At 70.8% G+C, this 14,045-nt stretch carries 16 protein-coding genes; 6 read left to right on the top strand and 10 right to left on the bottom strand.

Annotated features, from left to right (window positions below; translation table 11 throughout):
• Positions 1-125 precede the first annotated feature (125 nt).
• On the bottom strand, positions 126-572 hold the full coding sequence (locus PSH03_RS10175) for a winged helix DNA-binding protein (protein ID WP_238688946.1): 447 nt from the start codon (positions 570-572) through the stop codon (positions 126-128).
• A 97-nt stretch (positions 573-669) separates the two neighbouring features.
• Between PSH03_RS10175 and PSH03_RS10170 the strand changes: the two genes are divergently transcribed.
• Positions 670-1,122 (top strand): MarR family winged helix-turn-helix transcriptional regulator, encoded by a 453-nt coding sequence (locus PSH03_RS10170; protein WP_210783859.1) that lies wholly within the window; start codon positions 670-672, stop codon positions 1,120-1,122.
• 6 nt (positions 1,123-1,128) lie between these two features.
• On the opposite strand, the gene PSH03_RS10165 is transcribed toward PSH03_RS10170, so the two are convergent.
• The 3 genes from PSH03_RS10165 to PSH03_RS10155 form a co-directional block, all read right to left on the bottom strand.
• Positions 1,129-1,812, bottom strand: coding sequence for a hypothetical protein (locus tag PSH03_RS10165; RefSeq protein ID WP_210783858.1), 684 nt, complete (start codon positions 1,810-1,812; stop codon positions 1,129-1,131).
• Positions 1,813-1,896: 84 nt separating this feature from the next.
• Complete coding sequence (locus PSH03_RS10160) at positions 1,897-2,358, bottom strand: peroxiredoxin (RefSeq protein WP_308194369.1); 462 nt, start codon at positions 2,356-2,358, stop codon at positions 1,897-1,899.
• 45 nt (positions 2,359-2,403) lie between these two features.
• The gene (locus tag PSH03_RS10155; protein WP_238688945.1) at positions 2,404-2,688 is read right to left on the bottom strand and encodes a hypothetical protein; all 285 of its coding nucleotides are present in this window, start codon (positions 2,686-2,688) and stop codon (positions 2,404-2,406) included.
• 86 nt (positions 2,689-2,774) lie between these two features.
• Between PSH03_RS10155 and PSH03_RS10150 the strand changes: the two genes are divergently transcribed.
• Positions 2,775-3,503: an SDR family oxidoreductase gene (locus PSH03_RS10150; RefSeq protein WP_210783857.1), complete on the top strand. Its 729-nt coding sequence runs from the start codon at positions 2,775-2,777 to the stop codon at positions 3,501-3,503.
• Between the two features lie 63 nt (positions 3,504-3,566).
• On the opposite strand, the gene PSH03_RS32435 is transcribed toward PSH03_RS10150, so the two are convergent.
• The 3 genes from PSH03_RS32435 to zwf form a co-directional block, all read right to left on the bottom strand.
• Positions 3,567-3,692: an MFS transporter small subunit gene (locus tag PSH03_RS32435; RefSeq protein ID WP_255750329.1), complete on the bottom strand. Its 126-nt coding sequence runs from the start codon at positions 3,690-3,692 to the stop codon at positions 3,567-3,569.
• Positions 3,689-5,137, bottom strand: a complete 1,449-nt coding sequence (locus PSH03_RS10145) for an OFA family MFS transporter (RefSeq protein WP_238688944.1) — start codon at positions 5,135-5,137, stop codon at positions 3,689-3,691. The genes PSH03_RS32435 and PSH03_RS10145 overlap by 4 nt, the downstream gene beginning before the upstream one ends.
• Positions 5,138-5,306: 169 nt before the next feature.
• Positions 5,307-6,686, bottom strand: coding sequence for a glucose-6-phosphate dehydrogenase (zwf, locus tag PSH03_RS10140; RefSeq protein WP_210783855.1), 1,380 nt, complete (start codon positions 6,684-6,686; stop codon positions 5,307-5,309).
• Positions 6,687-6,899: 213 nt separating this feature from the next.
• Here zwf and PSH03_RS10135 point away from each other — a divergent pair, with 213 nt between their 5' ends.
• On the top strand, positions 6,900-8,498 hold the full coding sequence (locus PSH03_RS10135; RefSeq protein WP_238688943.1) for a beta-N-acetylhexosaminidase: 1,599 nt from the start codon (positions 6,900-6,902) through the stop codon (positions 8,496-8,498).
• A 61-nt stretch (positions 8,499-8,559) separates the two neighbouring features.
• On the opposite strand, the gene PSH03_RS10130 is transcribed toward PSH03_RS10135, so the two are convergent.
• Entirely contained in the window at positions 8,560-9,000 is a 441-nt protein-coding gene (locus tag PSH03_RS10130) for a hypothetical protein (RefSeq protein WP_238688942.1), read from the bottom strand.
• Between the two features lie 164 nt (positions 9,001-9,164).
• Here PSH03_RS10130 and PSH03_RS10125 point away from each other — a divergent pair, with 164 nt between their 5' ends.
• Together PSH03_RS10125 and PSH03_RS10120 are read left to right on the top strand one after the other, a co-directional pair.
• A complete protein-coding gene (locus tag PSH03_RS10125) occupies positions 9,165-9,986 on the top strand; it encodes an alpha/beta fold hydrolase (RefSeq protein ID WP_238688941.1) in 822 nt (273 codons plus the stop codon).
• A 325-nt stretch (positions 9,987-10,311) separates the two neighbouring features.
• Complete coding sequence (locus tag PSH03_RS10120; protein ID WP_238688940.1) at positions 10,312-11,346, top strand: flagellar biosynthesis protein FlhF; 1,035 nt, start codon at positions 10,312-10,314, stop codon at positions 11,344-11,346.
• 99 nt (positions 11,347-11,445) lie between these two features.
• Here PSH03_RS10120 and PSH03_RS10115 read toward each other — a convergent pair whose 3' ends face one another.
• A complete protein-coding gene (locus PSH03_RS10115; RefSeq protein WP_238688939.1) occupies positions 11,446-12,201 on the bottom strand; it encodes a hypothetical protein in 756 nt (251 codons plus the stop codon).
• A gap of 120 nt (positions 12,202-12,321) precedes the next feature.
• On the opposite strand from PSH03_RS10115, the gene PSH03_RS10110 reads away from it, so the two are divergent.
• On the top strand, positions 12,322-13,317 hold the full coding sequence (locus PSH03_RS10110; RefSeq protein ID WP_238688938.1) for a tyrosine-type recombinase/integrase: 996 nt from the start codon (positions 12,322-12,324) through the stop codon (positions 13,315-13,317).
• Between the two features lie 6 nt (positions 13,318-13,323).
• Here PSH03_RS10110 and PSH03_RS32820 read toward each other — a convergent pair whose 3' ends face one another.
• Positions 13,324-14,013: a fasciclin domain-containing protein gene (locus tag PSH03_RS32820; protein ID WP_210783849.1), complete on the bottom strand. Its 690-nt coding sequence runs from the start codon at positions 14,011-14,013 to the stop codon at positions 13,324-13,326.
• Positions 14,014-14,045 lie beyond the last annotated feature (32 nt).

The raw sequence follows: 14,045 nt of genomic DNA, 5'->3' as shown, positions 1-14,045 counted from the left end.
CGGACCCGGCACGTGGGCCGCTGACAGGTTGGCCGGATCCTGCACGTGGGCCACTGACAGGTTGGCCGGGTCCGGCCCGGTGCGCGGGGCAGGACCGGACCCGCGCACCGTCGCGCTCTTGCCCGTCAGGTCGGGGTCGCGGCCAGTTCGGCATTGGCGCGCTGGGTGACCAGGGACAGCGCGCGGGCGGCGGCGCTCGCCTCGTCGGCGGGGATGTCCGCGTAGAGGCGCGCGCTGATGTTCGCGACGGCGTCGGCGATGCGGGCCTGCACGGCGTGACCAGCGTCGGTGAGCCGTAGCCGTGGGGCGTCGGCGTCGTGGTCGGCCTGGGCGAGGTTCGCGTCGACGAGGGTGGTGAGCACCCGTTGCACCTCCTGCTCGTCGACCTTGAGGGTGCTGGTGATCCGGTGCGTGAGGTGAGCGCGTTCGGCCGGGCCGTTGGCGAGGACATTGAGGGCGAGCAACTGGTTGAACTCGACGCCGAGGGCAGCGGTGGCCCGTTCGAGCAGGGCCCGGGTGGCGTAGTGGGCGTGGCCGATGACCTGGCCGTTGAGGGTGGGGATGGTGGGCATGACGCCTCCTTCGACACGTTGGCAGAACCAACGTTGGTCCCACCAACGTAACATCCGATCGTGGGTCGCGCCAACGATACCTGGTAGACTGCGTCACATGGACAACGCGGCCCCGCAGTCACCCGCCGGGCTCAGCACCACCCCGAGCTGGCTGCTCAACCAGACCGCCGGTCACGCCGCCCGCCTGCTCAGCGAGGGCCTCGCCGCGCACGACCTGCGCGGCTACCACTACCGCCTGCTCGCCACCCTGGCCGAGGACGGGCCTGCGAGCCAGGCCGACCTCGGCCGGCGCTGCGGCATCGACCGCAGCGACGTGGTGGCCGCCATCAACGACCTGGCCGGCCGAGGGCTCGTGGTGCGTGCCCCCGACCCGGCCGATCGCCGCCGCAACGTCATCAGCGCCACCGACGCCGGCGCCGACGAGGCCCGCCGGATGGGCGCGACCCTCGAGCGCGTCCAAGCCGACCTGCTCGCCCCGCTGTCCGCCACCGAGCGCGAGCAGCTGACGCGACTGCTCACCCGACTGCTGCGCCACCACAGCCGGAACTGACCCGCCTCAGCGGGCCTCGCGCAGCTCCGCCAGCCGCGCCTCGATCTCGGCCAGCTCGGCGCGCAGCTTCTCGGCCTGCTGTTCCGCCTCGGCCCGCTCGGTGCCGAGGATCTGCTCCACCGCCTCCTGCACCCCCGGCACGTCGACCAGGGCCACCATCTTCAACGCCTCCGCCGGCTTCACCACGTACGGCTTCGCCAGGGCCTTGCTGCCCTGCTGCGCGGCGACGGTCCACTCACCGTCGGCGTACGCCAAGGTCACGGTGAGGCCCGCGGGGCCCTTCGGCTTGACGGCCTTGACCGCCCGCCGCGCCGGCGGCTTCTCCGTCTGCTCCACCTTCGGCTCCTCCTGTCGCTGCGCGGGCACCCGCGGCGTGTCCAAAACGAACTCCGGCGCGGCCACCGCTGGCGGCTCGGGCTCGGGCTCCGGCTTCGGCTCCACCACCCGACGGGTGACGCCCTTGGGCGCCACGGCCAGGTCGGCGGGGGAGAACGGCAACTCGTCGCGACCGAAGCGCACCACCACGAACTCGTCGGACACCTCCGGGTCGGTCAGCTCGATCACCTGACCGACCTGACCGGCGATCTGCCCCGCCGACGCGGTGAACACCACCCGTGGTTTACGCCCGGCCGCCAACGACTCCCGGATGCTCTGCACCTCGCTAGTGGACAAACCCTGGCCGGCATCCATCACAACCCTCTTCCGTACACCTGTTTGATTGCTGTCTTGATAGCAGCCGACTGCGACACCCGCCGCACCGGGCTCACACCTCGCTCAGCCGCCCAGCGCCCGCAGCGCCCGGTCCGCGTGCTCGTTCATGCTGACCTCGCTGTGGATCACCTCGATGACCCGCTGGTCAGCGCCGATGACGAACGTCATGCGCTTCATGCTCAACGGCCCCAACGGCACCCGCCGCTTGACGCCGAACTGCTGCGCCACCGCGCCGTCGGCGTCCGACAACAGCGGATAGTCGAAGCCGTGCAGCTTCGAGAACTCGGCCTGCTTCGCCACCGGGTCGCGGCTGATGCCCACCCGCGTCGCGCCCAACGCCGTGAACTCCGCCGCGAGGTCGCGGAAGTGGCAGCTCTCCGCCGTGCACCCCCGGGTCATCGCCGCCGGGTAGAAGAACAGCACCACCGGCCCGGCCGCCAACAACTCCGACAGCCGCCGCGGCGTGCCCGTCTCATCCGGCAGCTCGAAATCCTGCACCACGTCGCCGACACCCACATCCGCCACCGCACACCTCCATCGTCTGATCGACAGCGCGGTGAGCGTAAGCGATCACGCCCAGAGCCCCGCCACCTCGTCGGCCTGGGTCCGCCTGGGCCGCGTCGCGGCGCACCGGGCCGGGTCCAGCGCATTGCGGCCGATCGCCGTGCGCGCCGCCGCGTCCGGCGTCAGCACCACCACCCGCGACCCGCCCACCTGCGCCGACAGCCGTGGCATCGGCCCGAACGCCGTCGACGTCGGCGCGAGCACCAGCACCCTGCGCGCGTGCGCCGCCAGGTCCGCGTTCACAGTCGAGCACATCCGATCGTCGACGAAGCGGCGCGCGCCGATCGTCACCGGGTCCTCCCGACGACCGACCCGCGCCGGTCACGGTAGCGTCGGCACGACCATCGCGCAGCCGTCAGACTCCCCGGGAGGCAACAGTGGCACCCGTCACCGTCATCACCGGCGGCGGCCGGGGCATCGGCGCGGCCACCGCCCGCCGGCTCGCCGCCGCCGGTCACCACGTCGCCCTGTGCTACCGCCGCGACGAGGCCGCCGCCACCGCCGTCCTGGCCGACGTGCGGGCCGCCGGCGCACAGGCCGTCGCGGTACGCGCCGACACCACCGACCCCGAGCAGGTGCACGCCCTGTTCGACGCGGCCGCGCAGCTCGGCCCGCTCACCGGCCTGGTCAACAACGCCGGCGTCACCAGCCTGATCGGGCCGTTCACCGAGCTGCGCGTCGAGGATCTGCGCCGGGTCGTCGACGTCAACCTCGTCGGCTACGTCCTCTGCGCCCAACAGGCCGCCCGGCGGCTCACCGACGGCGGGGCGATCGTCAACGTCTCCTCGGCGGCCGCGACCCTCGGCAGCCCGGGGGAGTACGTGCACTACGCCGCCGTGAAGGCCGCCACCGACACCCTCACCGTCGGCCTGGCCAAGGAACTCGCCCCGAAGGGCATCCGGGTCAACGCCGTGGCCCCCGGCATCGTGCGCACCGACATCCACGCCGACTCCGGGGTGCCCGACCGTGCCGACTCCGCCGTCGGTCGCATCCCCCTGGGCCGTGCCGGCGAACCCGACGAGATCGCCGCCGCCATCGCCTGGCTGCTCGGCCCGGACGCCTCGTACGCCACCGGGACCGTGCTGCGCGTCTCCGGCGGCCTCTGACCACGCGTCCACCCGGCCGAAGACCGCCGGGCGTTCACGCGGTCGGAGACCGCCGGATCCGGCTCAGTGGGTGAACAGCTTCGCCGCGGTGACGACGGTCTGGGCGACTCCGTAGCCGAGCAGCGCCGCCACCACCAACCAGGAGATCCACAACCGGGCCTGCTGCCCGGGTCGGCTGTCCGCACTCATCGCGTACCACTCCTCTGCGCCGTCGTGTCCTCGTCCACGTCCCGATCCGCGTTCTCATCCGCGCCCTGTTGCGCGTTCTGCTCCGTCGACGGTTCGTGGTAGCGCTGCGGCACCGGCCGCACCAGCAGGTTCGCCACGAAGCCCACGGCCAGCACAGCCACCATCGTGAACAGCGCCGGCCGGTACGCCGCGGCCGTCAGTGAGCCCGGCTCGCCCTGCGCGTCGAGGAACCCGTTGACGATCAGCGGACCGGCGATCCCCGCCGCCGACCACGCGGTCAGCAGCCGACCGTGGATCGCGCCGACCTGGAAGGTGCCGAACAGGTCCCGCAGGTACGCCGGCACTGTCGCGAAGCCACCGCCGTAGAACGACAGGATCACGCAGGCCAACAGCACGAACAGGGCCGTCGAGGTCTGCCCGACGAGCGCCAGCAGCGCGTAGAGCACCATGCCGACGCCCAGGTACACCAGGTAGATCGGTTTGCGGCCGATGACGTCCGAAGTGGACGACCACACGAACCGGCCGGCCATGTTGAACAGCGACAGCAGACCCACGAACCCGCCGGCCGCCGCGACGGTCACCGCCGAGGTGCCGTTGTCGCGGAAGAAGTCCTGGATCATCGGGCTGGCCTGCTCGAGGATGCCGATGCCGGCGGTCACGTTGCAGAACAGCACCACCCACAGCAGCCAGAACGAGCGGGTCTTCACCGCGTTCGCCGCCGACACGTTCGCCGTGGTGACCAGCGGCTTCGCCGCCACGCTCGCCGGGTCGAAGCCGGCCGGCCGCCAGTCCGGCGCCGGCACCCGCACGTTCGCCACCCCGAACATCATGATCACGAAGTAGCCCAGGCCGAGGGTCACGAACAGCCACACCAGGGCGCTGCCCGACGCCGTCGACCCCGCGTTGGCCGGGTCGTAGCCGGCGTCGTAGAACGACAACAGTTGCCGCGACAGGGGAGAGGCGACCATCGCCCCACCACCGAAGCCCATGATCGCCAACCCGGTGGCCAGCCCCGGCCGGTCCGGGAACCACTTGATCAGCGTGGAGACGGGGGAGATGTAGCCGATGCCCAGCCCGATGCCGCCGAGCAGCCCGTAGCCCAGATACAGCAGCCACAGCTGCTTCGTGGCGATGCCCAGCGAGCCCACCAGGAAACCCGCCGCCCAGAAACAGGCCGAGACGAACATGGCCTTACGCGGCCCGTTCGCCTCCACCCAGGTCCCGGCGACCGCGGCGGACAACCCGAGCATCACGATCGCGATGCTGAAGATCACCCCGATCGCCGTCTGGCTGGTGTCGAAGTGGGCGATCAGGGAGTTCTTGTAGACGCTGGTCGCGTAGACCTGACCGATGCAGAGGTGGATGGCCAACGCCGCCGGGGGGATGAGCCACCGGCTGTAGCCGGGCGGCGCGACGGTGTGCCGACGATCGAGTGCGGAAAGCATGCGCTGCTTCCTCTCCGACGAGGACGAGAAACGTCGCACCCAACGTGCCCACAGCACTCGTAAGCGGCAAACCTCACCGTCGCCGGACGGTCGTCTCGCTGAGCTGAGCGGTCAGTCAGCGTCCGCGCGGCACGCTCCGTCAGGGAGCCGCCGGCCGCTCAGGCCGCGGCTACCGCAGGTCCGGAAGGTGCCAGCCGCCGGCCAGCGCCTCGGCGTCCGCCGGACCCCAGCTGCTCTTCTCGTACGACTGCACCGCCGTCGGCAGATCCAGGATCGGCTCGACGATGCGCCACTCCTGCTCGATCGTCTCGGCACGCGCGAAGCGCAGGTGCTGCCCGTCCATCGCGTCGTCGAGCAGCCGCTCGTACGCCTCCTGCCGGCGACCGAGGGCCGAGCCGAAGTCGACGGACAGATCCACCGGACGGCTCGCCACCTCGGCACCCGGGCTCTTCGCCTGGATCGACATGGTGATGCCGTCGCCACGCCCCAGGCGGAACCGCAGCAGGTTCGCGGCCCTCGCCGTGCCCCGCTCGGCGGGGATCAGCGAGCGCTGCGGCTGCTTGAACTCGACCACCACCTCCGTCGCCGTCCCCGGCAGCGACTTGCCGGTGCGCAGGTAGAACGGCACGCCCGCCCAGCGGGGGGAGTCGACGGTCAACCTGGTCGCCACGAACGTCTCCGTGTTCGAGTCCGCCGCCACGCCCGGCTCGTCGCGGTAGCCGGCGTACTGCCCCCGGACGGTGGACTCCGGCGACAGCGGTGCAATCTGCCGCAGCACCGCGGCCTCCGCCTCCCGGAACGCCGTGGTGTCATCGCTGGCCGGCGCCTCCATCGCGATGAGCGCCACGACCTGAAGGATGTGGTTCTGCAGCACGTCCCGGGTCGCGCCCACCGTGTCGTAGAACCCGGCCCGGCCCTGGGTGCCGAAACCCTCGGCGAGGGTCACCTGGATGTTGTCGATGTGCTCGTTGTTCCACAGCGGCTCGAACAGCCGGTTGGCGAACCGGAAGGCGTAGAGACCCTCGACGGCTTCCTTACCGAGGTAGTGGTCGATGCGGAACACCCGCTCCGGCGCGAAGGCCGCGCCCAGGGTGCGATCCAGCTCGCGGGAGGACTCCAGGTCACGCCCGAACGGCTTCTCCACGATCACCCGACCCCGGTCGGCCAGGCCCACGGCCGCCAGGCCCTCGACGACGGAGCCGAACACCGCCGGAGGGATCGCCAGGTAGAACACCGGCCGCTCGGCGTCGCGCAGCCGCTCAGCCAGCCGCTGGTACGTCGTCGGGTCCGCGTAGTTGCCGGAGATCATCGAGAGGTTGTCCGCCAGCCGATCGAAGGTCTCGTCGTCGATCTCGTCATCGGCCTCGGTGACCGACTTGCGGGCCATGGTGACCAACTGCTGATCATCCCAGGCGGAGCGGGCCACGCCGATCACCGGAACGTCGAGGCGGTCGCGCCGGGTCAACTCGTACAGCGCCGGAAACAGCTTCTTCGAGACGAGGTCTCCCGTGACGCCGAACAGCACTACCGCGTCTGAGCGCACGTGCATGGCACTTCCCATTCGATCATCCGAACCTGATCTTCCGAACGGACAACGGCACGACCCACTCCAGGAATTCCCCAGCGTGCGGCGTACGTGAGGTCGGCGACAACACTGTCTCGACGAACCCCTACGTTAAGGAAGGTTTACAGTACAGGTGAAACGCCGGTAGCCTGCGACTCTAATCGACGAAGGTCGATCATCACGAGGCCTGGAGGTACCGTGCGTCGCCGACACACCACCACACGGCTGCTGGCCATAGCCGCACTCGCACTACCAGTCATCCTGCCCGCAACGCCCGCCGCCGCCGCGACACCCACCGCACCAACCCGACACCTCAGCGACGTCATCCCCGCACCCGTCGAAACCCACCCCGACGCGCACAACACCTTCCGGATCACCCCCCTGACCGTCATCCGCACCACCCCAGGCTCAGCCGCCGCCCGGCGCATCGGTCACCAACTCGCCACCACACTGCGCCCCGCCACCGGCCACCCCCTGCCCGTCCTGCCCGTACGCTCCACCCCGCTACCCGAGATCGCCCTGCTCATCGGCGGCGCCGACGACCGCATCGGCCAACAGGGCTACCAACTCGACGTCACCCGCCGCAGCGTCACAATCCGCGCCAACACCCCCGCCGGGCTGTTCGCCGGCACCCAGACCCTGCGCCAACTGCTCCCCGCCGACATCGAGGCACCCGACCGGCAGCGGACCACCTGGACAGTCCCCGGCGGACGAATCATCGACTACCCACGCTTCGCCTACCGCGGCGCGATGCTCGACCTCGCACGCCACTTCCACACCGTCGACGACATCACCGCCTACGTGGACCTGCTCAGCCAGTACAAAATCAACTACCTGCACCTGCACCTCACCGACGACCAGGGCTGGCGCATCCAGATCGACTCCTGGCCACGCCTCACCACCGTCGGCGGCGGACCCGGCACCGGAGTCGACGGCGTCGGCCCCGGATACCTCACCAAGGCCGACTACAAGGCCGTCGTCGCCTACGCCGCCGCACGACACATCACGATCATCCCCGAGATCGACATGCCCGGGCACACCAACGCCGCCCAGTCGACGTACCCCGAACTCAACTGCGACGGCGTCGCACCGGCCCCGCGCACCGACATCGCGGTCGGCTACAGCTCCCTCTGCATCAACGACGAACTCACCTACCGCTTCGTCGAGGACGTCATCCGCGAACTCGCCGCCATCACCCCCGGACCATTCCTGCACATCGGCGGCGACGAAGCCCACGCCACCACCGACGAGGACTACCGCACCTTCATGAACCGCGTCCTGCCCCTGGTCGCGAAGTACGGCAAGCGCGCCTCCGGATGGAACGAGATCACCCAGGCCGACCTGTCCACCGACGTCGTCGCCCAGTTCTGGGGCACCGGCACCACCAACGCCAGCCTCGCCGCGGCCGCCGCCCGCGGCAACAAGATCATCATGTCGCCGGCGAACAAGGCATACCTGGACATGAAGTACGACGCCAACACCCGCCTCGGCCTGCGCTGGGCCGGCCTGATCGAGGTGTCCGACGCCTACGGCTGGGACCCGGCCACCCGGGTCACCGGCGTCGGCGAGAACGCCATCCTCGGCGTCGAGGCCCCACTGTGGTCCGAGACGCTGCGCACCCTGGACGACATCGAATACATGGCCTTCCCCCGCCTACCCGCGATCGCCGAACTCGGCTGGTCCACCACCGCCAGCCACGACTGGGAATCGTTCCGAACCCGACTGGGGAAGCAGGCACCCCGCTGGCGACTGCAACAGGTCGACTTCTACCCGTCCCCACAGGTGCCCTGGATCTGAGCCCTACCCCCGGCGCACGACGTTCGTGGGCACCGGCCGACCCGGCCGGTGCCCACAACGGTCAGCGACCGCAGGCGGTGTCCAACGCCTTCAGCGGCGGGTCGAGATCCGGCGCCTCGATCTCGGCGGCCTTCGGACCGGCCAGGTGCCTCTCCACCCCGGCAGCCAGGGTCTCCAACGCGGTCCGCACCTGCGGATCGGCAGCGCTCGGCGCCGCCGCCTTGAGGTCCTGCAACAGCGCCGTGTAGTGGCCGCGAACCTTCACGCCCGCCTCCTTCGCGCTGACCGGCTTGTCGATGGCGGCGATCGCGTCGTCGGCCATCGCGATGTAGTGCTTCTTGACAAAATTGAGACTGGCGTCGCAGACCTGCTTGCTGTTCGCCGCCACGTCGACGGTCGGGCTGGGCGCCACTGTCGGCGCCGGCGCGGCGGCCCCCGCGCTCTCCTTCTCGGCAGGCTGGCAGCCCACAACGAGGCCAACGGTCGCGACCAGGCCAACCACAATACGGACAGGCTTACTCGTCAAGGTGTTCCCCCGTGATGATGTGCGACCCCGCCGTTCGCGGCGAACGGCGGCGGCCAGAGCGCACCACTGTAGACAGCCCACGCCGATGTCGCACACCGCTTTCACGTCCGGCAACCCGCCCCGACCTCACCGGGCATGAGATGTTGGAGCACACAGCCATCCCCAGCGAGGACGCCTCCATGAACCTGGCGTACGACCACTCAGCGGACACCGGACCAGCCGTGGTGTGCCTACCCATGTTCAGCATGAGCCGCGCCGCCACAGCCGCCGCCCTCAGCCCCGCCCTCGCGGACGCCGGCCTACGAGAGATCTACCTGGACCTACCCGGCCACGGAGACACCCCCGCGAACTGCCCACCCACCTCCCAGTCGATGCTGGACACCGTCTGCGCCTGGCTCGACCACCACGTCGACGCACCGGTCCTGCTCACCGGCGGCTCCTACGGCGCGTACCTGGCCGCCGGCATCGCCCGCCAACGACCCGACCTCGTCGCCGGCCTGCTCCTACTCTGTCCCGGCGTCACCATCGCCCGCCCCAGCCGGGACCTGCCCGACCAACCACCACTCGACGCACCCACAGGCTGGCTCGACACCGCTCCCACCGAACTGCACGCACACCTCGACGCCGCCCTGGGCCACCGCACCCCAACCGTCGTCGCGACGGTGCTCGCGGCACTGACCTCCGGCGGCCCCGGCGACCCGACCTTCCAACAGCAGTTGCAGAGCGGCCCTGACTACGCGCTACCCGACGAAAACACCGAGGTCGTCTTCGACGGCCCGGTCAGCGTGATCACCGGCCGACAGGACCGGATCGTCGGGTACGCCGACCAGTTCCGCGCCATGCGCCGCTACCCGCGCGGCACCTACACCGTGATCGACGCGGCCGGACACTACCTACCGTACGAACAACCCACCCTGCTGCGATCGCTCACCCAGGACTGGCTACGCCGTACGCGCGGCTGACAGCCCGAACTGGGGGGAGCGGGCCTTGTCCAAGCGCATTCACAACTATTAATGTTTTCAGCGGTGCCAATCAATACGGGGTGCCGTACTGACCACCGGCATGACCCTCGTGCACGACTCCCGCGGCCCGTGGGACATTCACTGGCACGTCGAGATCGCTGACAACGGCGGTTACTCCACCAGAACTACGACGAGTACGACGGCTACTACTGGCCGGGCCACACCCAGCCCGGCCAGCACCTTCGCGATCGCGCCCACTGGCACACGGCACTGGCACCATGGTGAACGGCAGCAGGGGACAGCCCGTACCGACGAGGAGGCCGGGATGAAACGCGACCCGTCGCCCGGCCCGGACGAACGCTTCGTACAACAGACCGAACGCGTCCGCCGGGAACTACTGGACAGCGCGACACCGGTCGCTGCGCTCACCGGCCCCGACCGCCCGGCCGCCGAATGCTTCGCCGGCACCGAAACCGTCAACGGCACGATCACCGTCGTCCGGATCGTGCACGGCGACTCCACCGCCGGACCGTGGGCGAGCGTCGACACCGCCCGCTGGGCCGACCTCCCGGTCAACGCCGGCCCGTTACGCACGCACCTCGAACACGACATGCGACTCGCCGGAGACCGATTCTCCGACGTCGAATGGACCGAGAACGACACGACTGTCCTGGTCGACGAGCAGCCAGTTCCCGGCCGCACGGTACGAGCCGGCCACCGGTGGTGGACGACCCGCTGCGAACGCGACGGTGTCGAGATCACCGTGACGGCCCGCGACTGGCACCCCGCCACCGTCCACCTCCGCTCGGTCACCGACCTCACGCCACTGCTCGACGCACTGGGCACCCGACCCGCGGCGGAGACACCGCCCACGGAACCGGTCGCCCTGCCGCCCGGCCTGGCCCGGGAACCACACCGGGCGCTCATCGACGCCGCCCTGCGTACCCGTCGGGATCACAACGCCTGGATGGCCGACGGGGGAGCACCACCGCAGCTGCCCCCGTACTGGTCAACGCTCTGGCAGGCCGCCGTACGCCGACAGAGGCAACTCACCGATCAGGACAAACCCGACGCCGAGCGTGCGGTGAGCGACATCGTCGCCCACGTCACCAGCCTCGCCGACGACACCACCTGGTTCGATGATCACCCGACCCTGCGTGACCGCGCCATCAACGAGATCCTGCTGTACGCCACCGGGCTGGGCGAAGGTGTGTCCAGCCACCCGGCTCAACGCGCCTGGCGCGAACGGCAACACCTCATGCCCCGACAGGGTGCCCCCATCAGCGAGCGGGAGGTTGTCGACCGGCGCTGGCGCGACGCCTGGGCCCGGTGGGCCGACACCGCCGTCGAAGAGTTCTGACGGCTGCCCCCTTCACCCGCGACCCGAATACTGATTCGATAATGCACATTATGTAAAGTAACGGGTTCTGGGGGTCCCCTCGCCGTCGCCCGACAGGGGTCAGTCGCGCGTCAGGCCGGGCGGACACGCGTCCTCATCCGGCCCGACGAGGCGCGCGTTGACCAGCGGGTTGCGTCGCAGGGCCGCGAGTACCGCACCGCTGGCGCCGATGTCGGTCCAGGTGTCGTCCCACAGGGCGGAGACGAGCCAGGAGCGATCCGCCGGAAAGAACAGGTCGGGCAGCGCCCCGTCGCCGCGCATGTGACCGGCCCGCCAACTGAGGGCCTGTTCCGGCCCGGCCTCGACCAGCACGTACGACCAGTCCCAGTAGAGGGACACCCTCGGGACGTGCGGAAAGACCACGTCGTGGGCGCCGGTGTCGAGGAAGCCCAGCCACCAGGGCTGATCCGGCGTGCACGCCGCCAGCTCGTCGACCACCGCGCGTTCATGGGCGTTGACACCGACCCCTGCGGGCGGGTGGAAGGTGCCGTACGCCTCGAACACGGGCGGGATCGCCGTGGTGACCGACAGGCCCTGCGCGGTCCGCCCAGCGAGCCAACCGACGTCGCCGGCCGTGCCGATCCGCCAGGTCCGCCCGTCCCTGCTGACGTCGATGGGCTCCGTCCGGGTGGTGGGGCCTTGCCCGTCGCTGTCGACGGCGGCGGGCGACGCATGGGGAGCCCACCCGGCTCGGCCAGCGGCCCGCCACTGGTGCCCCTCGGAGCAGACCAGATCTGTCGGACCGTCGAGGTCCCGGTACACGATGGGCGTGCCCGGTCGACCACAGGTGGGACAGGTGGCGGCGGGCGACGTCATGCCGCGCACGATACGTGCTTCTCGATCAGCTCCGGCCGTACTCGTGGCGGTCCGGGCTGAGGCCCTCTCCCCCTTGCTCACCGCTTCCCGGATACGTGAAAATGCTGCATAATATCCCTTATGCATGACAAACAGGACGAATCGCTCGCCGTGCTGATCGAGGAGTTCCTGACCGCGCGGGCCACCCGCAAGCCCTCCCCGCACACCCTGGCCGCGTACCGCAGGGATCTGCGCACGGTCGCGGCTCTGGTCGCGGACGATGCCACCTCTCCCCTACCGCTGGACGCGCTGTCGATCACCGACCTCTCCCCCAGGGTGATGCGCGCGGCCTTCGCCCGGTTCGCCGCCCCCCGGGCGCCCGCGTCGGTGCACCGGGCCTGGTCCACCTGGAACACCTTCTTCACGTTCCTCGTCGCTGACGGGTTCGTGGCGGGCAACCCGATGCCGGCGGTCGGGCGGCCCCGGGCGCTACTCCCCCAGCCGAAGCCGCTGCGCGGCGCGGACACCCCCGAGGTGCTGCTCGCGTCCGCCGCGCGCGACGACGGTCGGCAACGCGACCCGTGGCCGGAGCGGGACGTGGCGGTGTTGGCGGTGGCGCTCTGCGCCGGGCTGCGCCTGTCGGAGCTGCTGGCGTTGCGCGTCGACTCGCTCGGCGGTCGGTCGGGTGAGCGGCGGGTCGAGGTGGCGGGCAAGGGTGGGCGGCCTCGGGTGGTGCCGATCGAGGCGGATCTGGACCGGGTGTTGCGGGACTACCTGGACAGTCGGGTGCGGCGCTTCGGTTCGCGGTCGGTACGCCCCGACTCGCCGTTTCTGGTGGACCGGCGTGGTGAGCCGTTGCGCCGTGGTGGCCTGCAGTATCTCGTCGAGTCGTGTTACCGGCGGGCCGGCATCGGTGACCGGGTGCCGCGTGGTGCGCGGCTGCACGCGCTGCGGCACACCTTCGCGACCCGGTTGGCGGAGGACGGTGCGAGCGCGGCGGAGATCATGCGGTTGTTGGGGCACGCGTCGTTGGCGTCGTCGCAGACGTACATCGAGGTGACGGCCGGGCAGCAGCGTGACGCGGTCCGCGCCAACCGGACCAACCGCGCGCTGGCGGGTCTGGTGCCGCCGGGGTGAGCGTGGTCAGTGTGCGCGGTGGCCGGTGCCGTCGGCGGTGACGGGCAGTGGGCCGAGGACGGCGTTGATGATGTGGATGCGGGCGTTGGTGGCCTGGTAGTCGGCGCAGACGGTGTCGGCGCGGTCACCGAGGCGGGCGGTGGGCCCGGTGCGGGTGACGGTGACGGTGACGCCGTCGATGGTGGTGGCGGTGCCGGCGGTGGTGAGGTCGGCGATCGGGTGGCTTCCGGTGATGAGGTGGGCTTTCAGCAGGGTGCGGAGCTGGTCGGTGTGGTGGGTCATGAGGTCGTCCCAGTTGTCCTCGGAGAACGTGGCGGCGAAGGCGTCGTCGGAGGGTGCCAGGACGGTGACGCCGTCGCCGGAGGGCAGGTCGGTGAGGACGCCGCTGGTGCGCAGGGCCGCCTCTAACGTGGTGAGGGTGGGGATCCAGCGCAGCGCCTGGTCGACGGGTTGCCCGGCGAGGAAGCTCGGGTTGCCGGGGTCGGTGCCGGTGGGCAGGGCGGCGCAGAGTGGCCCGGTGGGCTGGGGTGCGGTGCTCGCGGGCGCGGCGTTCGTGCGGGGAGCTGCGGGGTTGCCGGTGCAGGCGGCGAGCAGCAGGGTCGGCAGGAGCAGGCCGAGTGCCCGTCGGACGCGCCGAGCGCCGTGCCGTCCGCGGGATCGTCGGGGTTGTCGCTGTGGGGTGGCGGGGTGCGACACGGCGGCCTCCACGGGTGCGGGGGTTGCTGGTG

Source organism: Micromonospora salmantinae, from assembly GCF_022230905.1.
Lineage (GTDB): Bacteria > Actinomycetota > Actinomycetes > Mycobacteriales > Micromonosporaceae > Micromonospora > Micromonospora salmantinae.
The sequence above is the reverse complement of the archived record's forward strand: the minus strand, read 5'-3'. Positions and strand labels throughout refer to the sequence as shown.